The sequence below is a fragment of the Staphylococcus condimenti genome (genome assembly GCF_001618885.1).
Lineage (GTDB): Bacteria > Bacillota > Bacilli > Staphylococcales > Staphylococcaceae > Staphylococcus > Staphylococcus condimenti.
Map to the genome: position 1 here is coordinate 1331100 of NZ_CP015114.1, position 24192 is coordinate 1355291.

Here is a 24192-nt window from a genome sequence, read left to right on the forward strand (position 1 = left end):
ATCCATCACTTCCTTTCTTCAACTGCAGCAACAATTGTTTCTAATAAAGCTTGCAGTCTGTCTTCTCTATTTTCTAAATATAAAAAACCTAAAAGCGCTTCTAACCCAGAACTTTTACGATAAGTCTGTACATCTGTATTTTTAGCTTTAGTATGACTTTTAGCGTTACGCCCGCGTCTTACAATTTCTTGTTCTTCTTCTGTAAACCAGTCTTCATCGTTCAATCGGTCTAAAGTAGCTGCTTGGCTTTTAGCTGAAACATACCTTTTTGCTTGTTGGTGCAAGCGATTTGGTTTAGCACGTAATTTTAAAATAATATGTTTTCGGACAAATTGATCTAAAACTGCGTCACCCATATATGCCAATGATAATGGGTTCAGCAGCTTCACTTGATTAGTATTATCCACGTTTGAATCTCACGCCTTGTGCTGTGTCTTCAAGAATAATATTTTGTGCTTTTAATTGATCGCGAATTTCATCGGCACGTGCGAAATCTTTATTTTTTCTAGCTTCATTACGTTCTTCAATCAACGCTTCAATATCTTCATCCAATAATTCATCTTGCTGTTTGCCTTTCAATGGAACACCTAAAACATCACTGAAAATCTGGAAGACCTCTTTAAAGCGTTCAATCACTTTTTTAGAAGTTGTATTTTCAAGCACATATTTATTCGCCAATTTAGCCAAATCGTACCATGTTGTAATTGCATTAGCTGTATTGAAATCGTCGTCCATTACTTTCTCAAATTGTTCAAGTAATTGATCGATTTGATCAATATATTCAGATTGATCTTCAATGTCAGTGGCAATCGCTTCACGTTCTTCAATTGCTTGATAGCTATTACGGATTCGTTCTAATCCGCTTTTAGCAGATTCTACGAGTTCCATATTGTAGTTGATCGGGCTGCGATAATGGACGCTGATCATAAAGAAACGTAATACATCTGGGTCTACTTCTTTAATAATGTCATATACTAACACAAAATTACCTAATGACTTACTCATTTTTTCATTATCGATGTTAATAAATCCATTATGCATCCAATAGTTTGCGAACGGTGCATGGTTATGAGCTTCTGATTGTGCAATTTCATTTTCATGATGCGGGAATTGTAAATCACTGCCGCCTGCATGAATATCAATTGTTTCACCCAGTTCATTATAAGCCATTACAGAGCATTCGATATGCCAACCTGGACGTCCTTTGCCGAATGGACTATCCCAACTGATTTCACCTGGTTTTGCTTGTTTCCATAATGTGAAATCAAGTGCATCTTCTTTTTGTTCGCCTGATTCAATACGCGCTCCTACTTTTAAATCGTCAATAGATTGATGACTCAATTTGCCGTAACCTTCAAATTTACGAGTGCGGAAATAAACATCACCGCCGCTTTCATAAGCATATCCTTTATCCACTAACTCTTTAATGAAGTCGATAATGTCATCCATATGATTCATAACACGCGGATTTGAAGTTGCTTTTTTAACATTTAAAGCGCCTGTATCTTCATAGAAAGCTTGTATATAACGATCTGCAATTTCAGGTACACTCTCATTTAATTCTTTTGAACGTTTGATTAATTTATCATCTACATCTGTAAAGTTAGAAACATAGTTAACATCATAACCTTTATATTCAAAATAACGGCGCACTACATCGTAATTAATAGCAGGACGTGCGTTGCCGATATGAATATAGTTATAGACAGTTGGTCCGCAAACATACATTTTGACCTTGCCTGGTTCTAATGGTTTGAAAGGTTCTTTTTGTCGTGTCAGTGTATTATATAATGTAATCATCTTGAATCTCTCCATTCTTAACTTGCTCTAGTTGTTTTTCTAACTGTTTCATTTGTTCGTAAATTGGATCTGGCAGGTTGAGATGGTCAAAGTTTTTACCGATACGTTTACCATGTTGTTTTACAATATGACCTGGAATACCCACAACCGTTGTATAACTTGGTACATTTTGCAATACAACAGAGTTCGCACCGATATTCACATTAGAATCTACTTTGATATTACCCAAAATTTTAGAACCCGCCGCAATGAGTACGTTATCTCCGATATCAGGGTGACGTTTGCCTTTTTCTTTACCAGTACCGCCAAGTGTTACACCTTGATAGATTGTAACGTTATCGCCTATTGTACAAGTCTCCCCGATAACCACGCCCATACCATGGTCAATAAACAAACGCTTTCCAATTTTAGCCCCTGGGTGAATTTCAATGCCTGTGAAAAAACGTGATACTTGTGAAATGATTCGTGCAGCAACGTAGTGTTGCTTATTATATAATTTATGTGCCACCAAGTGACTCCAAACTGCATGCAGACCTGCATATGTTGTTGCAACTTCAAATGACGTTCTCGCAGCAGGGTCTTGTTCAAATACCATTTTTATATCGTCTCTCATTCTTTTAAACACTTTGTTCCCTCCTAGTTATAAAAAAAGCACCTCTAACAACTTAATGTCAGAGGTGCCATCGCACGGTTCCACTCTTCTTCAGCATGTTCAAATGACATTTAAACGTCTTGCCCATACTCTCAATAATCCCGTATTTACTATTTAAGTACACCAAGGTGCATTCAATCATATTTATGATGTGCTCACAGCTGCCGCACACTCTCTGAACATAAAATATCATCTACTAATCCTTAGTAATCACCTTTAATAATAGGTGGTTTACTTCAAAAATTCAAGCAACTTTGTGGTAATTAAAGATATTTTTTCAAGCGTGTCAACACTTTTTCTTTACCTAAAACTTCAATCGTATTCGGTAATTCTGGTCCATGCATTTCACCAGTAACTGCCACACGAATCGGCATAAATAATTGTTTACCTTTAATACCAGTTTCTTTTTGAACTTCTTTAATTGTTTTTTTAATTTCAGCCGCTTCAAACGGTTCTAATGCTTCTAATTTACCATATAAATGATTCATCAATTCTGGTACTTGCTCACCATTGATAACTTCTTTTTCTTCCTCGTCTAATTCAATTTCATCACGGAAGAACATTTCAGATAATGGTACAATTTCACCTGCATAACTCATTTCTTTTTGGTATAAACCAATCAATTTACGACCCCATTCTAAATCTGCCTCAGAAGGAGATTCAGGGAGTAAACCAGCATTAATCAAGTGAGGCAATGCTAATTCAAATACTTTTTCAGAGTCTTTTTGTTTCATATATTGGTTGTTAACCCAAGCTAATTTTTTCTTATCGAAGAAAGCTGGTGATTTTTGCAAACGATTTTCATCGAAGATTTTAATGAATTCCTCTTTAGAGAAGATTTCTTCTTCGCCTTCTGGAGACCAGCCAAGCAATGTAATAAAGTTGAACAATGCTTCAGGCAAGTAACCTAAGTCGCGATATTGTTCGATGAATTGCAAGATTTGTCCGTCACGTTTACTTAATTTTTTACGTTGTTCATTTACAATAAGTGAAATGTGACCGAAACGCGGCGGTTCCCAACCGAATGCTTCATAAATCATTAATTGTTTAGGTGTATTTGATACATGGTCATCACCACGAATAACATCTGAAATTTCCATGTAGTGGTCATCTGCTGCTACTGCAAAGTTATAAGTCGGCACGCCGTCTTTTTTCACAATAACCCAGTCACCGATATTATCTGATTCAAATGATACTTCACCTTTAACCATATCATCGAATTTGTAGACTTTGCCTTTAGGCACACGGAAACGAATTGAAGGTTGGCGTCCTTCTGCTTCAAATGCTGCTTGTTCTTCTGCTGTTAAATGAGCGTGTTTTCCAGCGTAACGCGGTGTTTCACCACGTGCAATTTGTTCTTCGCGTTCTTGTTCTAATTCTTCTTCTGTCATATAACATTTATAAGCTTTGTCTTCTGCTAATAATTGTTCAACTAAAGGATCATAGAATTTCGCACGTTCTGATTGGCGGTAAGGACCATAGCCTTTATCTTTATCTACAGATTCATCCCACTCAAGACCTAACCATTCCAAATTGCTGAATTGAGAAGATTCACCATCATCTAGATTACGTTTTTTATCAGTATCTTCAATACGTACGATAAAATCTCCATCATAATGTTTAGCATATAAGTAGTTGAATAGTGCTGTTCTGGCGTTTCCGATATGCAAGTAACCAGTTGGACTTGGTGCATATCTTACTCTTACGCGTTCACTCATTATATAGTTCACTCCTGTTTTTATTGTTTTTCGGAAAAGAAAACTGGGAAAGCAATCTGCCTCCCTACGTTTTTCATTTAATCCATATTCATATAGAATGCTTGTGTATTCAGTGCCGTATCATTACATCACTTTATTATGGCTATAATCTACTCGGTGCACAAAAATCATCAGGCAATTCTGTACCCATTCTTACTTATTGTAGCATTACAAACAGTATTTGGTAAGCCTAATGCTTGCAAAAATATAGTTGATATGACTAAAAAGCAATGTGTCAAAATGTGGCTTGCTTAAATTAATTTCGCGAATATAATACGTCCAGAAGAAGTCTGTAAAATACTTGTGATTTCAATATCAACATGTTGGCCGACATACGCTTTTGCATCATCAATAACCACCATTGTTCCATCTTCTAGATAACCCACACCTTGACCAGGCTCTTTCCCCATTTTTGTAAGCAGCAGGTTCAACTGATCTCCTTGACGGACAGTCGGTTTTACAGCCTCTGACAAATCATTAACATTCAATACTTTCACACCTTGGACATGACAAATTTTATTCAAATTAAAATCTGTCGTAATCACATCTGCTTTATATTTATGTGCAAGCTTGATTAATAAAGCATCAATATCATTGTAAGATTTTTGCGGATGTATAATTCGTGTAGGATAAGAAGCATCGTGCAACTGATTTAATATATCTAAACCACGTTGTCCTTTATCTCTCTTAACACTATCTGTAGAATCTGCAACAATCTGAAGTTCATTAATCACACCTTGCGGAATTAATATTTCTCCATCTAAAAATCCGCATTTGATTATATCTAAAATTCTGCCATCAATGACTGCACTCGTATCAATAATTTTAGGTGCTGCGCTATAAGTGTTCAAGTGTGCAGAACGTGCCATTTTTTCAGGCAAAAACATTAACATTTCGTCTCTTTTTTTCAAACCGAACTGGAATCCTAAATAACTTAAAAAGACTGTAATAATAATAGGTAAAACATGAAGAAATAATGAAGAACCGATTAAATTTAAAATAAAAGAAATCATCACAGAGATTAATAAGCCCATAATCAATCCAATTGCAGCAAATAAAATCTCAATTGCACTATGGCGCATAATAAAAATTTCAAGTTTCCGCAAATTTTTGATAATGCGTGGAATAAATATACCGAATATAATAAAGAATAATAAAATGCCGATGACACTGATAATATATTTATTTGCCAACCATGGATATGAATCTAATATTCCTGTATCTTGTGCTATCGACGGGAGGATGACTACGCCTAGTGCTGCACCTAAAATAGCATAGCTCGCCACCACAATCATTTTAATAATATTCACGCTGATGCCCCCTCTCTTTCCTTACTTGTTTCAGCGTTTCATTAATGCGAAATCCAGCGCTTCATGCACACTTGTCACGCCGATCACTTGAATACCTTCAGGAAAATCCCAACCGCCGATATTTGTTTTAGGGATGATTACACGTTTGAATCCAAGTTTTGCTGCTTCTTGTACTCGCTGTTCAATACGTGAAACACGGCGAACTTCACCTGTTAAACCAACCTCACCCACATAACAATCCATGCCATTTACAGGTTGATCTTTAAAACTAGAAGCAATTGCAGCAATCAGAGCTAAGTCAACAGCTGGTTCAGTCAATCTGACCCCTCCTGCTACTTTGATATATGCATCTTGCTGCTGCAATAAATAACTTTCTTTTTTCTCCAGTACAGCCATCAATAAATTCAAACGATTATGGTCAATACCTGTTGCCATACGTCTCGGGTTATTGAAGGTTGTAGGAGTTACTAAAGCTTGTACTTCGATCAACAGCGGTCGTGTTCCTTCCATAGTCGGAACAATAGTAGAACCTGCAACATTAGTTGAACGTTCTTCTAAAAACATTTCCGATGGATTTTTTACACCTTTTAATCCACTATGTTTCATTTCGAAAATACCCATTTCATTTGTAGAACCAAAACGGTTTTTAACTGCTCGCAAAATACGATACGCATGATGTTCGTCACCTTCGAAATACAGTACAGTATCCACCATATGCTCAAGCAATCTTGGGCCTGCTATCTGACCTTCTTTAGTCACGTGACCCACAATGAAAGTTGCAATATTCATTTGTTTAGCAATCCCCATCAAAATTTGCGTACTTTCTCGTACTTGCGATACAGAACCTGGTGCAGAATTGATATCTGGGTGATAAATTGTTTGGATAGAATCCACCACGACTAAATCAGGTTCAGTCTGTTTGACCGCTTCCTTAATCACTTCTAAATCAGTTTCTGCAAACACATTCAAATTGCTTGAATCTTCATCCAAGCGGTCTGCGCGCAATTTAGTTTGATTTAATGATTCTTCACCAGTTATATATAAAACTTTTTTATTTTGTGATAATGCAGAACAAATTTGCAGCAGCAATGTTGATTTACCAATACCAGGGTCACCGCCAATTAAGACAAGCGAGCCTTGTACGATACCGCCGCCTAATACTCTATCGAATTCAGGAGAACTCGTTTTAATACGAGGCGTAGTTTCGTTTTGTACTTGGTTAAGCTTAGTAACTTTTGCCGTTTGTTCACGTGTACGCATGCCTCTTCCACTTGAAGCTTCTTTTTTCTCAATAATCTCCTCCATTTGGTTCCAAGCACCACAATTAGGACATTTACCCATCCATTTAGGTGACTGATAGCCACATGCCATACATTCAAAAATGACTTTTTTCTTCGCCAATTTTACACCTCCTGTTTTTATGTGAAAAGCATAATTATTTTACACCTTAACTACACTAAATTCCATCTATATTTATTGGCTAAAATATAATTTAGTTTTCAAGTGCTGCTTTCTGATTACAGTCTATTATTTCAGTGCTATATTACATCATATCAAATTTTGAATTTTTACAGTGTCTTAAAAGCATATAAAAAGAGCACACGCTGCTTTTTTCAAAGCAGCGCATGCTCTTCTCTTATTCATTCAACGAATGACAACTCTTATGCTTTTGTAGCAGTTTCAACTGTTTCATTTGTTTCGCGATCATTGATGTTATATTCAAATTTTTCACCATTATGGTCAACGACTACATCTTTACCTTCTAATTGGTTACCGTCTAAAATCAATTCACTCAAGTTATCTTCAACTGTTTTTTGAATTGCTCTGATAAGAGGACGTGCACCATATTGAGGGTCATAGCCTTCTTCAGCGATTTTTTCTTTCACTTTTTCAGTAACGCTGATATTAATATCTTGTTCAGATAAGCGTTCTGTAAGTTTATTAACCATTTTAGTTACAATTTCTTTCAATTCATCTTTATTAAGTTTGTGGAATACAATAATGTCATCTACACGGTTTAAGAATTCAGGACGGAAAGAGTTTTTCAATTCTTTCAACATTGTACTGCGAATTGTTTCGTAGTCTTGTCCTTCTGAAGAACCGCCGCCAAAACCAGTAAAGCGTTGATCTTGTAATTCTTGTGCACCGACGTTAGAAGTCATAACAATTACTGTGTTACGGAAATCTACTCTGCGGCCTTTAGTATCAGTTAAGAAACCATCATCGAGCACTTGTAGCAAGATGTTGAATACATCTGGATGTGCTTTTTCGATTTCATCGAAAAGAATAACTGAATAAGGTTTACGTCTTACTTTTTCAGTTAATTGACCGCCATCGTCATGACCTACGTAGCCTGGAGGGGCACCTACTAAACGACTGACTGCGTGTTTTTCCATGAACTCACTCATATCAACACGAATCATCGCATCTTCGTCTCCGAACATTGATTCTGCTAAAGCACGTGCTAATTCAGTTTTACCTACACCAGTTGGTCCTAAGAAGATAAAGCTTCCGATTGGACGTTTAGGGTCTTTCAATCCAGCACGTGCACGTCTTACAGCTTTACTGATTGAAGTAACTGCATCTTTTTGGCCGATAACACGTTCATGCAATGTGTCTTCTAAGTTCAATAGACGTTCAGATTCAGTTTCATTTAGACGAGTTAATGGAATACCAGTCCATCCAGCAATCACTTCAGCGATATCATTTTCACTTAGTGTTGTGTTAGAACCGCCCTGTGCATTTTTCCATTCGTTTTTAGCGTCTTCATATTGTTTTTCTAATTTAGTTTGTTTATCACGAAGGTTGGCAGCATTTTCGAATTCTTGAGAATGTACAGCTGCATCTTTTTCGTTTTTAACTTTTTCAATTTCTTGTTCGATTTCTTTCAAGTTTGTTGGTGTTGTATGACTTTTTAGTCTTACTTTTGAACTTGCTTCATCGATTAAGTCGATAGCTTTGTCTGGTAAGAAACGATCTGAAACATAGCGGTCACTTAAACGTGCTGCTGCTTCGACTGCTTCATCAGAGATGTTGATGCGGTGATGTGCTTCATAACGATCACGTAAACCTTTTAAGATAGCAACTGTATCTTCAACAGTTGGTTCATCTACTTGAACAGGTTGGAAACGACGTTCTAACGCTGCATCTTTTTCAATGTGTTTACGATATTCATTTAATGTTGTTGCACCGATTGCTTGCAATTCACCACGTGCAAGTGCTGGTTTCAAGATATTAGATGCATCAATTGCACCTTCTGCGCCACCTGCACCAATTAATGTGTGCAATTCATCGATGAATAAGATAACGTCGCCTGCTTGATGAATTTCTTCCATTACTTTTTTAAGTCTTTCTTCAAATTCACCGCGGTATTTTGTACCAGCAACGACTGTACCCATGTCTAATGACATTACACGTTTATTTTTCAATGTTTCAGGTACTTCGTTATTTACAATTGCTTGTGCTAAGCCTTCTGCAATTGCTGTTTTACCAACACCAGGTTCACCAATTAACACTGGGTTATTTTTTGTACGACGACTTAAAACTTCAATGACGCGTGTAATTTCTGCATCACGGCCGACAACTGGGTCTAATGTGCCGTCTTTTGCGATAGCTGTTAAGTCGCGTGCTAAACCGTCTAATGTCGGTGTATTATTTGATTTTGTTGCTTGCGCATTTTTGTTGCTCATTTCAGGGCTGCCAAGTGCTTTCACTACTTGTGCGCGTGCTTTTGTAATATTTAAATCCAAGTTTGCAAACACGCGTGCTGCTACGCCTTCATTTTCGCGGATTAAACCAAGCAAGATATGCTCTGTTCCGACGAAATTATGATGAAGTTTACGTGCTTCATCCATTGAAAGTTCGATAACTTTCTTAGCTCTTGGCGTATAGTGCAATGTGCCGACTTGTTCTTGACCTTGTCCAATTAATTTTTCTACTTCTGCTACTACAAGATCTTCTGTAATACCGAAACTTTCTAATACTTTTGCAGCAATTCCTTCTGGTTCTTTCATTAAACCAAGAAGTAAGTGTTCAGTTCCGATATTTGAATGATTCAAACGAATCGCTTCTTCTTGTGCATGTGCTAATACACGTTGTGCACGTTCTGTAAGTCTGCCGAATAACATAGCAAAACCTCCTAATTTATATGTTCTCTAATTACATTCGCTCTTTGTTCATTTATCGATATTTCATCTGTTTCATTTATTAAAAATGGAGATTGTATCGCCACCATCATTTCATTAAAATTGAAATCTGATAGTTCAATATACCCTAAATCTATTCCTAATTTCACTTCACTTAACCGCATTGCCGCTTCTTCAAGTGACATTAAGCGACCATAGCGCAATAACCCTAAAGAACGGTAGATACGGTCTTCCATTTCAACCGAGCTGTGTTGATGCAATTGTTTTCTGACGTTCAGCTCTTCGGTAATAATTTGTTGTACAATCTCTATCAATGTTTCTATAATTTGTTCTTCTGTTCTTCCCAACGTCAATTGGTTCGAAACTTGGAATACATGACCATAGACTTGTGATCCTTCACCATATATACCTCTAATTGTAAATCCGAATCGATTAATAGTCTGTGCGATTCGATTCATACGTTTAGTAATTGAAAGCCCTGGCAAATGCAACATCACACTAGCACGCATTCCTGTACCAATATTCGTTGGACACGTTGTAAGATAACCGAGTGTTTCATCAAAGCTGATACTGAGTTTCCGATCTAGTTCATCATCTACTTCTGAAGCTTTTTCAAATAAAGATGCAAGATTCATATCTGTACTCATTGCTTGAATTCTAATATGATCTTCTTCATTTACCATTATGCTTAATGATTCATCTTCATTCAACAATACTGCTGAAGCAGGTTGCTTAATCAACTCAGAGCTGATTAAATGTTTAGCCACCAATTTGAGCTTATCTGTTTGTTCCATATCGCTCAGTTGCAATGTCTGCATATCAGGCAAAGCATCTTGTACTTCATTAATAACTTTTTGTCCTTCAATATCAGAAGTAAACATTAAGGGGTGCACATGATTATCCAAGTTTCTTGCGAGCCGAATACGTGAAGACATGACTACTGGTGTTTCTTCGCCATGTTCCATCCCTTCACTCATATACATTGAATGTTCATTCATGATGCTATCCCTCACTTTCTTCTTGAAGTGCTTTAATTTCATCACGAACCACAGCAGCTTCTTCAAACAATTGTTTATCTACTAATTGTTGCAAATATTTATTTTTAGATTCAATCAATTTCTTTAGTGCAATTTTGTGTGTAGAGGAAGCAGGCGTTTTACCGACATGTTCAAACTGTCCGCCCTGCACACGTCTCACAATATCCACAATATCCTCTTTAAAAGTAGTGTAACATTGCGCACATCCGAACTTTCCTTTATAAGCAATATCTTTAATTGTCATATGACAATTCGGACAGCGCTTTTCTTCTCTTACATTCAGCTCTTCTAAATGGATACCGTGTTTAGACGCTAAGTGCTGTAATATTTGTTTAATTACAAATGAACCTTCCATGTCTTCTTGATTGTTTTCCCAAGAAGGTTCTTCTTGGTGTTCTGCTTTTATAGGTTCAACACGTTCGGGATGTGCTTCCTTTAACATCCCATCATACTTTTCGGACGTTTGTGCATCTAATTTATCGTCAGGCATGTGCAGCCTCCTTGTCTATTAATAGTAATTAATGACCGGCAATAGCTGTTTCAATATATTAGCGCGGACAATGTCTCTTGCCGCAACATCCATTCTAAGTGTGTCTCTATCAACTACGGCTAGTATCATCTTAGCTTCACGAATTGTAATATATTGATTATCAAGCAAGCCTTCAATCACATAATGTGCTTGTTGTTGAGAAATAGAATCTCCAATAATTTGCAAGAGATGGTCAATATAACCTTTTGTATCTTTTGTTTCAACTTTGGTGATTCGTATATAACCACCGCCGCCACGTTTACTTTCTATTTCATAACCGTGTTCATTGGTGAATCTTGTCTTAATCACATAATTAAGCTGAGAAGGTACACAGTCAAAGCGTTGAGCAATATTTGCTCTTTGAATCTCAACAACATCTTTATTTGATTCCTCAAATAAATGTTTAATGTATTGTTCTATGATGTCGGACATATTATGCATGGATATCACCCCTTTTTTGACCTTCTTTGACTATATTATATGACCAACTTTGACCTTTTTCAACCAATATGTTTATAAAAAATTTGATTTTCTTGAAAAATTAGGATGTTACTTACTACCATTTTAATGTATGATATGGTATGAAAATAAAAATAAAGGGTGAAGAAAAAACATGCATATCATTATTGCTTTAATAGGCATTATCTTCTTTTTAGCACTTGCATTTGTTTTTAGCTCAGATAAGAAAAATGTCAAATGGAAATATGTCGGCATTTTACTTGTAATCCAGTTCATCTTCGCATTCCTGCTTTTAAAAACAAATGTGGGAATTACAGTTATTGGCGGAATTGCAAATGGATTCTCTTATCTGTTAGCTAAAGCAGCTGATGGAGTGAATTTCGTATTCGGAGGATTTAAATATGTTGATCCTAAGAATCCGCCGTTCTTCTTCAGTGTATTATTACCGATTGTATTTATCTCAGCAATTATCGGGATTTTACAATATACAAAAATCTTACCGTGGATTATTAATGTTTTAGGATTTTTAATTTCAAAAATCAACGGCATGGGACGATTAGAATCATATAACGCAGTTGCTGCGGCTATTTTAGGACAATCTGAAGTGTTTATCTCATTAAAAAAACAACTTCCTTACATACCTAAGCAACGTTTATATACACTTACAGCTTCAGCAATGTCTACAGTATCCGCTTCTATTGTCGGTGCTTACTTCACATTGCTTGAACCTAAGTATGTCGTAACAGCTATCGTATTAAACTTATTTGGCGGTTTTATTATCGCTTCGATTATCAATCCATATACTGTGGATGAAAAAGACGACAAATTATTAGTGGAAGAAACTGAAAACAAACAATCCTTCTTTGAAATGTTGGGAGAATATATCTTAGATGGATTTAAAGTTGCAGTTATTGTAGGCGCGATGTTGATTGGTTATATCGCAATCATCGCCTTATTAAACGGTATTGTCAGCGGAATCTTCACGATGGTTTCTGGCGGACACATTAAATGGGACTTCCAAACATTAATCGGCTTCGTATTCGCACCATTTGCATTCTTAACAGGTGTACCTTGGGATGATGCAGTAAGATCTGGTTCATTAATGGCAACTAAATTATTATCAAATGAATTCGTAGCTATGCAAGGTCTAGGAAAAATGCACGGATTATCAGAACGTGCTGTTGGTATTACTTCAGTATTCTTAGTATCATTTGCGAACTTCAGTTCAATCGGTATTATTTCAGGTGCAATCAAATCATTAAATAATGAAAAAGGTGACGTTGTTGCACGTTTCGGACTTAAATTATTATTCGGTGCAACATTAGTATCATTCATTTCTGCTGCTATTGCAGGTTTCTTCATGTAAGTACAAGCAGCTTATAAGATGGCTTCCTCATTTAAGGGAGTCATCTTTTTTATTATCCATTGCAAATAATTAAACAGTACCTGCATAAAGACATATCCCATATTGAATTGCTTTCCATCATTATATAATGTAAAATCTCACTAACATAGTAGAGAAAGGAACAACCAAATGGCTATTGAAGAATACTGGAAAGCATTTGTATCACACTACCCTGAGTATCAAAATAAACCTTATACAGCATGGCAATTTGGAGTAGATCCAAGTCATCTTGCAGATTTAGTAAAACGTGGTATTAAAACTGCGACAACAAGCGGTTTAGCTTTTTACACAGCAGAGCAAGAACACTTACCAAAAGTTGGCGATTTGAGCATCGTTCTAGATGCACAAGACAATCCTATCTGTATTATTAAAAATACCAATGTATATCAAGTACCCTTCTCTGAAGTATCAGAAATGCATGCTTATAAGGAAGGTGAAGGAGATCGTACATTAAGCTACTGGAGAACAGTTCATACGGACTTTTTCGAGAAAGAATTCAACTCAATCAACCAATCTTTTTCTGAAGAAGAAACAATGGTCTGTGAAGAATTCGAATGTATATACGTTTTAAATTAAAATCGAGGTGATTTAATGGACTTAAATCAGATTCAAATCAATAAGTTTCAAGAATCAGATACACAAACCGTCGTGGATCTTATTATTCATACACTTAGAACGACCAACATCAAAGATGAACCTGCAGAAGACATTGAGAGTTACGTTAAAGATATTACACCAGAGAGCATCCAATACAAAGCTGAAAACTTCAATTTCTATGTTTTCAAATTCAATAATGAACTGATTGCGACAGGTGCAATCGGTCCTTATTATGGAAGCAAAACTGAATCTTGTTTTTTCTCCATCTTCGTCTCACCAGATTATCAAAAACATGGTGTCGGTACATTAATTATGGATACATTAGAAGATGATTACTATTATCATCGTGCTGAGCGTTTAGAAATCCCCGCTTCTATCACTGGTGTTAATTTCTATCGTAAACGCGGCTATGACTATAAGAATGGTATTAAAGAGCCTGACAATGAAGGTTTGATTTTTCTAGAAAAGTTTAAAAAAGCGAGCACTCTATAAAAAAGAGTCCTCGCTTTTTATTATCTGCAGATTAAACTGCAGCATGTTTATGTTCTGCGACAATATGATTAATGAAATATTGTGTCACTCGGTAGTCGTCTGTTAATTCAGGATGGAAAGAAACACCTAAATAGTTGCCTTCTCTCACCGCTACAATTTTATCATCTACAGTACTTAAGATTTCCACATTATCACTATTTACTTTTTCGATATGCGGTGCTCTGATAAAGACTGCTTCAATATCATCTGCAATACCTTTAATATCTAATTCTGCTTCAAAGCTGTCAACTTGGCGGCCGAATGAATTACGTTCAACTGTAATGTCTAATTTTTGTAAATAACCCTCTTCGCCTACGATATCTTGGGCTAATACAATCAAACCTGCACAAGTCCCGAACATTGGCAAATCAGAATTAACCAATGCTTCTTTAAAGCCATATAAGTTCATCAAACGACGTAATGTCGTTGATTCGCCCCCAGGCAAAATTAGACCGTCAATTTCTTCTAATTGTTCAACACGTTTTACACTGACACCTTCATGTCCGCTCAATTCAATATGGCGCAAGTGTTCTCTCACTGCGCCTTGCAAAGCGAGTACGCCGATTTTCATCTTACCAGCCACGCTCTTGCATACGTTCTTCTAGAGATAATTGGTTAACATCTAATCCTCTCATCGCTTCGCCTAATTCTTGAGCAAGTTTACCGATTAATTCATAATCTGTGTAGTGTGTTGGTGCTTGAACAATTGCTTTCGCAAATTTTTCTGGGTCATCAGATTTAAAGATACCTGAACCTACGAATACTCCGTCTGCACCTAATTGCATCATTAATGCAGCATCTTGAGGTGTTGCAACACCGCCAGCTGCAAAGTTAACAACAGGTAAACGTCCGTTATCTTTAATTGATTTCAATACTTCGTATGGTGCACCGATTTCTTTAGCAAATGTCATAATTTCATCGTCTGGCATTACAGTTAATTTCGCAACTTCTGAGTTAACTTGACGCATATGACGAACTGCTTCTACGATATTACCTGTTCCAGGTTCCCCTTTTGTACGCAACATCGCAGCACCTTCGCCAATACGACGTGCAGCTTCGCCTAAATTGCGGCATCCGCATACGAATGGTACAGTATAATCGCTTTTTAATAAATGATATTCTTCATCTGCTGGAGTTAATACTTCAGACTCATCGATATAGTCAACACCCATCGCTTCAAGTACTCGTGCTTCAGTAATATGACCGATACGGCATTTTGCCATAACTGGAATTGAAACAGCATCCATTACTTCTTGAACGATTTTAGGATTACAAGCACGTGCCACGCCACCAGCTGCTCTGATATCAGAAGGCACGCGTTCTAAAGCCATAACAGCTACTGCTCCTGCTTCTTCTGCAATTTTAGCTTGTTCTGCATTAACAACGTCCATGATAACGCCGCCTTTTTGCATTTCAGCCATTCTACGTTTTACTCGATCTGAACCTACTTGTTTAGACATACTAAATACCCCTTTTCTAATTGATTAAATTCAGTTTAAAGGATAAACTGATAGTGTTAAAGAGTCAATTTCAATAAAAAATAGGAGGTCAGTTTAAATGCCGCAACCTTTATATATGCAGCTTTACCAAACATTAAAGGAACAAATTATCGAAGGTCAATATAAATCTGGGGACCGCTTTCCTTCTAAACGCCGTCTCGCTGAACACCATTCACTCAGCAACACAACCATTGAACATGCTTATCAGTATTTACTTGACGAAGGTTATATATATTCTAAACCGCGTTCAGGTTATTATGTGTCAGATATCGAATCGCTCCCTATCGTAACAAAAGAGACTTCTTCTTCATTTCCAGAAAATAAAAAAAATAGAGACCATCAAGCACGTTATCAATTTGATCTGGCCCGTATTGATACAGAACACTTCCCTTGGCAGCAATTTCGTAAATATTCTAGAGATGTATTTGATAAATCATTACCAGATATACTGCAACCTGGTGCACAACAAGGTGAATATAAATTACGCCAAGCTATAGCGCATTACTTATTTAATAGCAGAGGTGTTAATTGCCACCCAGATCAAATTATTATTGGTTCTTCTACAGAACAATTGATTAACCAAGTGACTGATATATTGACAGAGCGTTCTTATATCATCGAATATCCAAGTTATCCTCCAATTAAGCAAGTATTAGATAAAAAAGGATTGAATTATAAAAGAGTTCCTGTTAAGAAAAATGGTATCGATATGCAAAAAGTTCAAAAATCTAATCATCAAGTGGTTTATGTAACGCCCTCGCATCAGTTTCCTACTGGTTACATCATGAATTTAAAAACCAGAACTCAACTTATCAACTGGGCGCAGCAACACTCAGAACGTTATATTATCGAAGATGATTACGATTCAGAATTCCGTTATTTCAGTAAACCTATTCCAGCTCTGCAAAGTTTGGATACGACTGGAAAGGTTATTTATATAAGTACATTTTCAAAATCACTTTTCCCAAGTTGCCGTATTGCTTTTATGGTTTTACCTCAAAATCTAATGCAGCGTTATCACGACTTACCAGATAAAGAAGGCACCACTGTCCCAGCACCAATGCAGTATATGGTTGCTGAATTTATGGAAAATGGTTCTTTTGAAAGACATCTGAATAAAATGCGTAAAGTCTACCGGTATAAACTGACGTATATTATAGATGCATTAACACCTTATAAAGACCAGATTCTAATTGAAGGCGCAACGACAGGCATGCATTTTACGATTACAATGCAAAACGGCTTAACTTTAAATGAAGTATTAGATCGGGCTAAGTCTAATCATGTAAAATTGACGCCCTTAAATAAATATATGAAGAAAAATAGCCAAAATAAAGATATTCCTAAATTTATTATTGGTTTTGGCGGTATTAAAGATGAAGCACTGAAATCGCACACTGAGGCTTTAATCAAAACACTTATAATTTAGAGGTGAAATAATTAATGTCTACAATTACACTTGAACCTTATCATTCTAAATATGACACTGAAATCAAAAATTTAACCATTGCAGATAAAGACAGCGACTATGCATTGACACCTTTAAACGCAGTGAAAGATTTAGCAGACACAGAAGATCCTGTCCTCATTTTCTCAAATGACAAAGTAGCAGGGTTTCTTCGTTTGAATTTTAATAATGAACGTTTTGGTCTTACTGATAACGAACACTCAGTGTTAGTAAAATCTTTTTCAGTTACTGAACAAATGCAAGGTAATAAGATTGCACAAAAAGCGTTGCTTCAACTTCCAAATTACATTCGTTGTCACTATTCTAGTATCAATGAAATCATGCTTTCAGTTAATTTCAAAAACTCAAAAGCAATTTATGTTTATGAAAAATGCGGATTTAAGGACACGAAACGTGTAATTGGAGGTCCCTCAGGTGATCAACATGTAATGTCGCTCAAAATCCAACCAACTTAATTCGAAATTAAAACTAAATTAATTAATTTTCTAATTTCAAGAGGTATATACAATAAATGATTCAATTCAGAGGACTACTGTCACGCCTTTGAATTGAATTTTTTAAAAGTATTTTAAGTAATTATTTGGATTAATTGATTATACTTGTAATTAAATTAAATGCAGTGAAAGCATTGACTCTAGATTTAATATTTAATATACTTTTCCTCATGTTTGCAAAATTTGGAGGTGTTTTTATGAAGAAGTACCCTATCGCTATATGGATGCTGGCAATCGGGGCATTCGCAATAGGCATGACAGAATTTGTAATCATGGGCTTGCTTCCTAATATTGCACGAGATTTTCATGTTTCTGTGAGTCAAGCAGGACAGTTAATCACGGGTTATGCATTAGGTGTTGCAATTGGCGGTCCTATTCTTGTTATGCTTACAATCAAGTTAAACAGAAAATATCTATTAATACTCTTAATGATTATTTTTATGATAGGCAACATTGCTGCATCATTAAGTCCAACTTATGGTTTTATGATGACAAGCAGAATCATCACCTCACTCGCACATGGTTCTTTCTTTGGAATCGGATCAATATTGGCTGCTAGCATGGTTCAACCAGCTTATAGAGCTAGCGCTATGGCATTGATGTTCTTAGGACTATCTTTAAGTAATATCCTAGGTGTTCCATTCGGTACATTAGTTGGTCAAAACTTTGGATGGTCTATGACATTTGTTATTATCGCAATTATCGGCGGTCTTGCTTTAATCGGTATCATTATTTTTGTTCCTAATAAAAAAGAAACAAATAAATCTTCAGTAATGAATGAATTAAAGATTTTAAAAGAAAAGCAATTATGGCTTACTTTAGCTATAACACTATTTGGCTTCAGCAGTGTGTTCGCTTATTTCACTTATATTTCTTCTATATTAGTAGATGTTTCGCATATCAAAGAAAATTTGATTTCTTATATGTTGATTATCTTTGGAATCGGCGTAACATTAGGTAATGTAATCGGTGGTAAATTAGCTGACTGGAATTTAAATAAAGCACTTAAAATAATCTTTACAACATTTATTATTTATTTTGTATTGCTTTATTTCATACAAATGAACGGCATACTAATGGTAGGCGGTATCTTTTTATTCGGCGTAATTGGGTTCAGTATGAGTCCATCACTGCAATTCAAAAGTACACTTATTTCACAAGATGCACCTACATTAGCTAGTACTTTAAATCAATCAGCATTTAACCTTGGAAATGCCTTAGGTGCATTCGTAGGCGGAATAGTCGTAACAAATTTACCATTAGCCTCTTTAAGTTTAGTGGCGCCATTACTCACACTCATCGGTCTTATCTTTTTACTGATTTCAATCTATGTAGATAAAAGAAATAAAACAGTATATAACTAAAAATAAGCATCAGAACTATCATAACTAAATGAAATGGTTCTGATGCTTATTTTTTATTCTTAACTTCATATAGTAAAAAGGACAAAAAAAAGAGACCCTTACGGGTCTCGCGCTTGCCTGGCAACGTCCTACTCTTGCGGAACGTAAGTCCGACTACCATCGGCGCTAAAGAGCTTAACTTCTGTGTTCGGCATGGGAACAGGTGTGACCTCTTTGCCATTGTCACCAGACAATAGAATGATTATACATTCAAAACTAGATAGTAAGTAATTATCAATTCAACCAATCAAAACTTGAAATTGGATTAAGTCTTCGATCGATTAGTATTCGTCAGCTCCACATATCGCTATGCTTCCACCCCGAACCTATTAACCTCATCATCTTTGAGGGATCTTATAACCGAAGTTGGGAAGTCTCATCTTGAGGGGGGCTTCATGCTTAGATGCTTTCAGCACTTATCCCGTCCATACATAGCTACCCAGCTATGCCGTTGGCACGACAACTGGTACACCAGAGGTATGTCCATCCCGGTCCTCTCGTACTAAGGACAGCTCCTCTCAAACTTCCTGCGCCCACGACGGATAGGGACCGAACTGTCTCACGACGTTCTGAACCCAGCTCGCGTACCGCTTTAATGGGCGAACAGCCCAACCCTTGGGACCGACTACAGCCCCAGGATGCGATGAGCCGACATCGAGGTGCCAAACCTCCCCGTCGATGTGAACTCTTGGGGGAGATAAGCCTGTTATCCCCGGGGTAGCTTTTATCCGTTGAGCGATGGCCCTTCCATGCGGAACCACCGGATCACTAAGTCCGTCTTTCGACCCTGCTCGACTTGTAGGTCTCGCAGTCAAGCTCCCTTATGCCTTTACACTCTATGAATGATTTCCAACCATTCTGAGGGAACCTTTGAGCGCCTCCGTTACACTTTAGGAGGCGACCGCCCCAGTCAAACTGCCCGCCTGACACTGTCTCCCGCCATGATCAATGGCGCGGGTTAGAAATCCAACACAGCTAGGGTAGTATCCCACCAACGCCTCCACGTAAGCTGGCGCTCACGTTTCTAAGGCTCCTACCTATCCTGTACAAGCTGTGCCGAATTTCAATATCAGGCTACAGTAAAGCTCCACGGGGTCTTTCCGTCCTGTCGCGGGTAACCTGCATCTTCACAGGTACTATGATTTCACCGAGTCTCTCGTTGAGACAGTGCCCAAATCGTTACGCCTTTCGTGCGGGTCGGAACTTACCCGACAAGGAATTTCGCTACCTTAGGACCGTTATAGTTACGGCCGCCGTTTACTGGGGCTTCGATTCGTAGCTTCGCAGAAGCTAACCACTCCTCTTAACCTTCCAGCACCGGGCAGGCGTCAGCCCCTATACATCACCTTACGGTTTAGCAGAGACCTGTGTTTTTGATAAACAGTCGCTTGGGCCTATTCACTGCGGCTCTTCAGAGCGTGAACCCTAAAGAGCACCCCTTCTCCCGAAGTTACGGGGTCATTTTGCCGAGTTCCTTAACGAGAGTTCTCTCGCTCACCTTAGAATTCTCATCTTGACTACCTGTGTCGGTTTGCGGTACGGGCGCCAAATCTCTAGCTAGAGGCTTTTCTCGACAGTGTGAAATCAACGACTCGAGGAAAACATGTTTCCTCTCCCCATCACAGCTTGACCTTGAGAATGGCGGATTTGCCTACCATTCAGTCTTACTGCTTGGACGTGCACTCCAACAGCACGCTTCGCCTATCCTACTGTGTCCCCCCATCGCTTAAAACGATCATTGGCGGTACAGGAATATCAACCTGTTATCCATCGCCTACGCCTGTCGGCCTCGGCTTAGGACCCGACTAACCCAGAGCGGACGAGCCTTCCTCTGGAAACCTTAGTCAATCGGTGGATGGGATTCTCACCCATCTTTCGCTACTCACACCGGCATTCTCACTTCTAAGCGCTCCACATGTCCTTGCGATCATGCTTCGACGCCCTTAGAACGCTCTCCTACCACTGTCCGAAGGACAGTCCACAGCTTCGGTAATATGTTTAGCCCCGGTACATTTTCGGCGCAGTGTCACTCGACTAGTGAGCTATTACGCACTCTTTAAATGATGGCTGCTTCTAAGCCAACATCCTAGTTGTCTGGGCAATACCACATCCTTTGCCACTTAACATATATTTTGGGACCTTAGCTGGTGGTCTGGGCTGTTTCCCTTTCGAACATGGACCTTATCACCCACGTTCTGACTCCCAAGTTAAATTGATTGGCATTCGGAGTTTGTCTGAATTCGGTAACCCGAGAAAGGCCCCTCGTCCAAACAGTGCTCTACCTCCAACAATCATCACTTGAGGCTAGCCCTAAAGCTATTTCGGAGAGAACCAGCTATCTCCAGGTTCGATTGGAATTTCTCCGCTACCCTCAGTTCATCCGCTCACTTTTCAACGTAAGTCGGTTCGGTCCTCCATTCAGTGTTACCTGAACTTCAACCTGACCAAGGGTAGATCACCTGGTTTCGGGTCTACGACCAAATACTCAACGCCCTGTTCAGACTCGCTTTCGCTGCGGCTCCGCATTCGCTGCTTAACCTTGCATCAGATCGTAACTCGCCGGTTCATTCTACAAAAGGCACGCCATCACCCATTAACGGGCTCTGACTACTTGTAAGCACACGGTTTCAAGTTCTCTTTCACTCCCCTTCCGGGGTACTTTTCACCTTTCCCTCACGGTACTGGTTCACTATCGGTCACTAGAGAGTATTTAGCCTTGGGAGATGGTCCTCCCGGATTCCGACGGAATTCCACGTGCTCCGTCGTACTCAGGATCCACTCAGGAGAGAATCGACTTTCGACTACAGGACTTTTACCTTCTCTGGTCCAACTTTCCAGTACGGTTCGTCTAATCGATTCTTTTGTAACTCCATGCAGAGTGTCCTACAACCCCAATGAGCAAGCTCATTGGTTTGGGCTCTTCCCGTTTCGCTCGCCGCTACTCAGGGAATCGAGTTTTCTTTCTCTTCCTGCGGGTACTAAGATGTTTCAGTTCTCCGCGTCTGCCTTCAGACATGCTATGTATTCACATGTCGATAACACAACATAACTTGTGCTGGGTTCCCCCATTCGGAAATCTCTGGATCAACGCTTACTTACAGCTACCCAAAGCATATCGTCGTTAGTAACGTCCTTCATCAGCTTCTAGTGCCAAGGCATCCACCGTGCGCCCTTAATAACTTAATCACGTTATTAATTATGTGAGTAATCTTCTTTGCCGTCGGCAAATTGATTACTAGCGATTCATTTAAATGAATAAAGCTTTTAAAACTCTAATTCACTCGGTTTTGCTTGGTAAAATCTATTTATTACTTACTTATCTAGTTTTCAATGTACAAATTTAATGGTGGGCCTAAGTGGACTCGAACCACCGACCTCACGCTTATCAGGCGTGCGCTCTAACCAGCTGAGCTATAGGCCCATTCCACGATGAATGTTTTAAAATAAACATTCAAAACTGAATACAATATGTCACGTTATTCCGTCAGTTTCTGTTGAAACTGTTCCGTATATATCCTTAGAAAGGAGGTGATCCAGCCGCACCTTCCGATACGGCTACCTTGTTACGACTTCACCCCAATCATTCGTCCCACCTTCGACGGCTAGCTCCTAAAAGGTTACTCCACCGGCTTCGGGTGTTACGAACTCTCGTGGTGTGACGGGCGGTGTGTACAAGACCCGGGAACGTATTCACCGTAGCATGCTGATCTACGATTACTAGCGATTCCAGCTTCATGTAGTCGAGTTGCAGACTACAATCCGAACTGAGAACAGCTTTATGGGATTTGCTTGACCTCGCGGTTTCGCTGCCCTTTGTACTGTCCATTGTAGCACGTGTGTAGCCCAAATCATAAGGGGCATGATGATTTGACGTCATCCCCACCTTCCTCCGGTTTGTCACCGGCAGTCAACTTAGAGTGCCCAACTTAATGCTGGCAACTAAGCTTAAGGGTTGCGCTCGTTGCGGGACTTAACCCAACATCTCACGACACGAGCTGACGACAACCATGCACCACCTGTCACTTTGTCCCCCGAAGGGGAAGACTCTATCTCTAGAGCGGTCAAAGGATGTCAAGATTTGGTAAGGTTCTTCGCGTTGCTTCGAATTAAACCACATGCTCCACCGCTTGTGCGGGTCCCCGTCAATTCCTTTGAGTTTCAGCCTTGCGGCCGTACTCCCCAGGCGGAGTGCTTAATGCGTTAGCTGCAGCACTAAGGGGCGGAAACCCCCTAACACTTAGCACTCATCGTTTACGGCGTGGACTACCAGGGTATCTAATCCTGTTTGATCCCCACGCTTTCGCACATCAGCGTCAGTTGCAGACCAGAAAGTCGCCTTCGCCACTGGTGTTCCTCCATATCTCTGCGCATTTCACCGCTACACATGGAATTCCACTTTCCTCTTCTGCACTCAAGTTTTCCAGTTTCCAATGACCCTCCACGGTTGAGCCGTGGGCTTTCACATCAGACTTAAAAAACCGCCTACGCGCGCTTTACGCCCAATAATTCCGGATAACGCTTGCCACCTACGTATTACCGCGGCTGCTGGCACGTAGTTAGCCGTGGCTTTCTGATTAGGTACCGTCAAGGTGCGCATAGTTACCTACGCACTTGTTCTTCCCTAATAACAGAGTTTTACGATCCGAAGACCTTCATCACTCACGCGGCGTTGCTCCGTCAGGCTTTCGCCCATTGCGGAAGATTCCCTACTGCTGCCTCCCGTAGGAGTCTGGACCGTGTCTCAGTTCCAGTGTGGCCGATCACCCTCTCAGGTCGGCTACGTATCGTTGCCTTGGTAAGCCGTTACCTTACCAACTAGCTAATACGGCGCGGGTCCATCTATAAGTGACAGCAAGACCGTCTTTCATTGCAGAACCATGCGGTTCCGCATATTATCCGGCATTAGCCCCGGTTTCCCGGAGTTATTCCAGTCTTATAGGTAGGTTACCCACGTGTTACTCACCCGTCCGCCGCTAACGTCAGAGGAGCAAGCTCCTCATCTGTTCGCTCGACTTGCATGTATTAGGCACGCCGCCAGCGTTCATCCTGAGCCAGGATCAAACTCTCCATAAAAGTTATGATTTGTTTGACTAGCTCATAAAAACT

General features: G+C 38.9%; 18 protein-coding genes, 1 tRNA gene and 3 rRNA genes. 6 read left to right on the forward strand and 16 right to left on the reverse strand.

Annotated features, from left to right (window positions below):
• Nucleotides 1-5: 5 nt before the first annotated feature.
• The 10 genes from A4G25_RS06730 to A4G25_RS06775 form a co-directional block, all read right to left on the reverse strand.
• Entirely contained in the window at nucleotides 6-407 is a 402-nt protein-coding gene (locus tag A4G25_RS06730; RefSeq protein WP_047131418.1) for a Mini-ribonuclease 3, read from the reverse strand.
• Nucleotides 400-1800 (reverse strand): cysteine--tRNA ligase, encoded by a 1401-nt coding sequence (gene cysS, locus A4G25_RS06735; protein ID WP_047131419.1) that lies wholly within the window; start codon nucleotides 1798-1800, stop codon nucleotides 400-402. Before cysS ends, A4G25_RS06730 begins: the two co-directional genes overlap by 8 nt.
• Nucleotides 1784-2413, reverse strand: a complete 630-nt coding sequence (gene cysE, locus A4G25_RS06740; RefSeq protein WP_174221515.1) for a serine O-acetyltransferase — start codon at nucleotides 2411-2413, stop codon at nucleotides 1784-1786. The genes cysS and cysE overlap by 17 nt, the downstream gene beginning before the upstream one ends.
• 302 nt (nucleotides 2414-2715) lie before the next feature.
• A complete protein-coding gene (gene gltX, locus A4G25_RS06745; protein WP_047131420.1) occupies nucleotides 2716-4170 on the reverse strand; it encodes a glutamate--tRNA ligase in 1455 nt (484 codons plus the stop codon).
• 290 nt (nucleotides 4171-4460) lie between these two features.
• The gene (locus tag A4G25_RS06750) at nucleotides 4461-5519 is read right to left on the reverse strand and encodes a PIN/TRAM domain-containing protein (RefSeq protein ID WP_047131421.1); all 1059 of its coding nucleotides are present in this window, start codon (nucleotides 5517-5519) and stop codon (nucleotides 4461-4463) included.
• A gap of 30 nt (nucleotides 5520-5549) precedes the next feature.
• Complete coding sequence (gene radA, locus A4G25_RS06755; RefSeq protein WP_047131422.1) at nucleotides 5550-6920, reverse strand: DNA repair protein RadA; 1371 nt, start codon at nucleotides 6918-6920, stop codon at nucleotides 5550-5552.
• Nucleotides 6921-7180: 260 nt separating this feature from the next.
• Nucleotides 7181-9646, reverse strand: a complete 2466-nt coding sequence (locus A4G25_RS06760) for an ATP-dependent Clp protease ATP-binding subunit (protein WP_047131423.1) — start codon at nucleotides 9644-9646, stop codon at nucleotides 7181-7183.
• A gap of 11 nt (nucleotides 9647-9657) precedes the next feature.
• Entirely contained in the window at nucleotides 9658-10662 is a 1005-nt protein-coding gene (locus A4G25_RS06765) for a protein arginine kinase (protein WP_047131424.1), read from the reverse strand.
• A 4-nt stretch (nucleotides 10663-10666) separates the two neighbouring features.
• Entirely contained in the window at nucleotides 10667-11143 is a 477-nt protein-coding gene (locus A4G25_RS06770) for a UvrB/UvrC motif-containing protein (protein ID WP_041613068.1), read from the reverse strand.
• A 66-nt stretch (nucleotides 11144-11209) separates the two neighbouring features.
• A complete protein-coding gene (locus A4G25_RS06775) occupies nucleotides 11210-11671 on the reverse strand; it encodes a CtsR family transcriptional regulator (protein WP_012664206.1) in 462 nt (153 codons plus the stop codon).
• Between the two features lie 172 nt (nucleotides 11672-11843).
• On the opposite strand from A4G25_RS06775, the gene A4G25_RS06780 reads away from it, so the two are divergent.
• The 3 genes from A4G25_RS06780 to A4G25_RS06790 all read left to right on the forward strand — a co-directional run bounded on the left by A4G25_RS06780 (nucleotide 11844) and on the right by A4G25_RS06790 (nucleotide 14183).
• Nucleotides 11844-13055 (forward strand): NupC/NupG family nucleoside CNT transporter, encoded by a 1212-nt coding sequence (locus A4G25_RS06780; protein WP_047131426.1) that lies wholly within the window; start codon nucleotides 11844-11846, stop codon nucleotides 13053-13055.
• Nucleotides 13056-13223: 168 nt separating this feature from the next.
• A complete protein-coding gene (locus A4G25_RS06785; protein WP_047131427.1) occupies nucleotides 13224-13670 on the forward strand; it encodes an ASCH domain-containing protein in 447 nt (148 codons plus the stop codon).
• Between the two features lie 15 nt (nucleotides 13671-13685).
• Entirely contained in the window at nucleotides 13686-14183 is a 498-nt protein-coding gene (locus A4G25_RS06790; RefSeq protein WP_047131428.1) for a GNAT family N-acetyltransferase, read from the forward strand.
• 31 nt (nucleotides 14184-14214) lie between these two features.
• Here A4G25_RS06790 and pdxT read toward each other — a convergent pair whose 3' ends face one another.
• On the reverse strand, nucleotides 14215-14793 hold the full coding sequence (pdxT, locus tag A4G25_RS06795) for a pyridoxal 5'-phosphate synthase glutaminase subunit PdxT (protein ID WP_047131429.1): 579 nt from the start codon (nucleotides 14791-14793) through the stop codon (nucleotides 14215-14217).
• Nucleotide 14794: 1 nt separating this feature from the next.
• A complete protein-coding gene (pdxS, locus tag A4G25_RS06800; protein WP_063164629.1) occupies nucleotides 14795-15682 on the reverse strand; it encodes a pyridoxal 5'-phosphate synthase lyase subunit PdxS in 888 nt (295 codons plus the stop codon).
• Between the two features lie 97 nt (nucleotides 15683-15779).
• Here pdxS and pdxR point away from each other — a divergent pair, with 97 nt between their 5' ends.
• The 3 genes from pdxR to A4G25_RS06815 all read left to right on the forward strand — a co-directional run bounded on the left by pdxR (nucleotide 15780) and on the right by A4G25_RS06815 (nucleotide 19047).
• Nucleotides 15780-17150 carry a MocR-like pyridoxine biosynthesis transcription factor PdxR gene (pdxR, locus tag A4G25_RS06805; RefSeq protein ID WP_047131431.1) on the forward strand — a complete coding sequence of 457 codons (1371 nt, stop codon included), beginning with the start codon at nucleotides 15780-15782 and terminating at the stop codon, nucleotides 17148-17150.
• A gap of 14 nt (nucleotides 17151-17164) precedes the next feature.
• Nucleotides 17165-17644: a GNAT family N-acetyltransferase gene (locus A4G25_RS06810; protein ID WP_047131432.1), complete on the forward strand. Its 480-nt coding sequence runs from the start codon at nucleotides 17165-17167 to the stop codon at nucleotides 17642-17644.
• Nucleotides 17645-17880: 236 nt separating this feature from the next.
• A complete protein-coding gene (locus A4G25_RS06815) occupies nucleotides 17881-19047 on the forward strand; it encodes an MFS transporter (RefSeq protein WP_047131433.1) in 1167 nt (388 codons plus the stop codon).
• A gap of 115 nt (nucleotides 19048-19162) precedes the next feature.
• Here A4G25_RS06815 and rrf read toward each other — a convergent pair.
• The 4 genes from rrf to A4G25_RS06835 all read right to left on the reverse strand — a co-directional run bounded on the left by rrf (nucleotide 19163) and on the right by A4G25_RS06835 (nucleotide 24159).
• A 5S ribosomal RNA gene (rrf, locus tag A4G25_RS06820) occupies nucleotides 19163-19277 on the reverse strand.
• 70 nt (nucleotides 19278-19347) lie between these two features.
• Nucleotides 19348-22272: ribosomal RNA gene (locus tag A4G25_RS06825) — 23S ribosomal RNA — on the reverse strand.
• A gap of 158 nt (nucleotides 22273-22430) precedes the next feature.
• A tRNA-Ile gene (locus tag A4G25_RS06830) sits at nucleotides 22431-22507 on the reverse strand.
• 100 nt (nucleotides 22508-22607) lie between these two features.
• A 16S ribosomal RNA gene (locus A4G25_RS06835) occupies nucleotides 22608-24159 on the reverse strand.
• Together the 16S, 23S and 5S rRNA genes with 1 tRNA gene alongside form the textbook arrangement of a ribosomal RNA operon.
• Between the last annotated feature and the right edge of the window lie 33 nt (nucleotides 24160-24192).

Excerpts from the sequence above, each read along its gene's own strand:
- cysS (WP_047131419.1), bottom strand. The coding sequence starts at position 1,800 with ATGATTACATTATATAATACACTGACACGACAAAAAGAACCTTTCAAA.
- cysE (WP_174221515.1), bottom strand. The coding sequence starts at position 2,413 with ATGAGAGACGATATAAAAATGGTATTTGAACAAGACCCTGCTGCGAGA.
- gltX (WP_047131420.1), bottom strand. The coding sequence starts at position 4,170 with ATGAGTGAACGCGTAAGAGTAAGATATGCACCAAGTCCAACTGGTTAC.
- A4G25_RS06760 (WP_047131423.1), bottom strand. The coding sequence starts at position 9,646 with ATGTTATTCGGCAGACTTACAGAACGTGCACAACGTGTATTAGCACAT.
- A4G25_RS06765 (WP_047131424.1), bottom strand. The coding sequence starts at position 10,662 with ATGAATGAACATTCAATGTATATGAGTGAAGGGATGGAACATGGCGAA.
- A4G25_RS06770 (WP_041613068.1), bottom strand. The coding sequence starts at position 11,143 with ATGTTAAAGGAAGCACATCCCGAACGTGTTGAACCTATAAAAGCAGAA.
- A4G25_RS06775 (WP_012664206.1), bottom strand. The coding sequence starts at position 11,671 with ATGCATAATATGTCCGACATCATAGAACAATACATTAAACATTTATTT.
- A4G25_RS06780 (WP_047131426.1), top strand. The coding sequence starts at position 11,844 with ATGCATATCATTATTGCTTTAATAGGCATTATCTTCTTTTTAGCACTT.
- A4G25_RS06785 (WP_047131427.1), top strand. The coding sequence starts at position 13,224 with ATGGCTATTGAAGAATACTGGAAAGCATTTGTATCACACTACCCTGAG.
- A4G25_RS06790 (WP_047131428.1), top strand. The coding sequence starts at position 13,686 with ATGGACTTAAATCAGATTCAAATCAATAAGTTTCAAGAATCAGATACA.
- pdxT (WP_047131429.1), bottom strand. The coding sequence starts at position 14,793 with ATGAAAATCGGCGTACTCGCTTTGCAAGGCGCAGTGAGAGAACACTTG.
- pdxS (WP_063164629.1), bottom strand. The coding sequence starts at position 15,682 with ATGTCTAAACAAGTAGGTTCAGATCGAGTAAAACGTAGAATGGCTGAA.
- pdxR (WP_047131431.1), top strand. The coding sequence starts at position 15,780 with ATGCCGCAACCTTTATATATGCAGCTTTACCAAACATTAAAGGAACAA.
- A4G25_RS06810 (WP_047131432.1), top strand. The coding sequence starts at position 17,165 with ATGTCTACAATTACACTTGAACCTTATCATTCTAAATATGACACTGAA.
- A4G25_RS06815 (WP_047131433.1), top strand. The coding sequence starts at position 17,881 with ATGAAGAAGTACCCTATCGCTATATGGATGCTGGCAATCGGGGCATTC.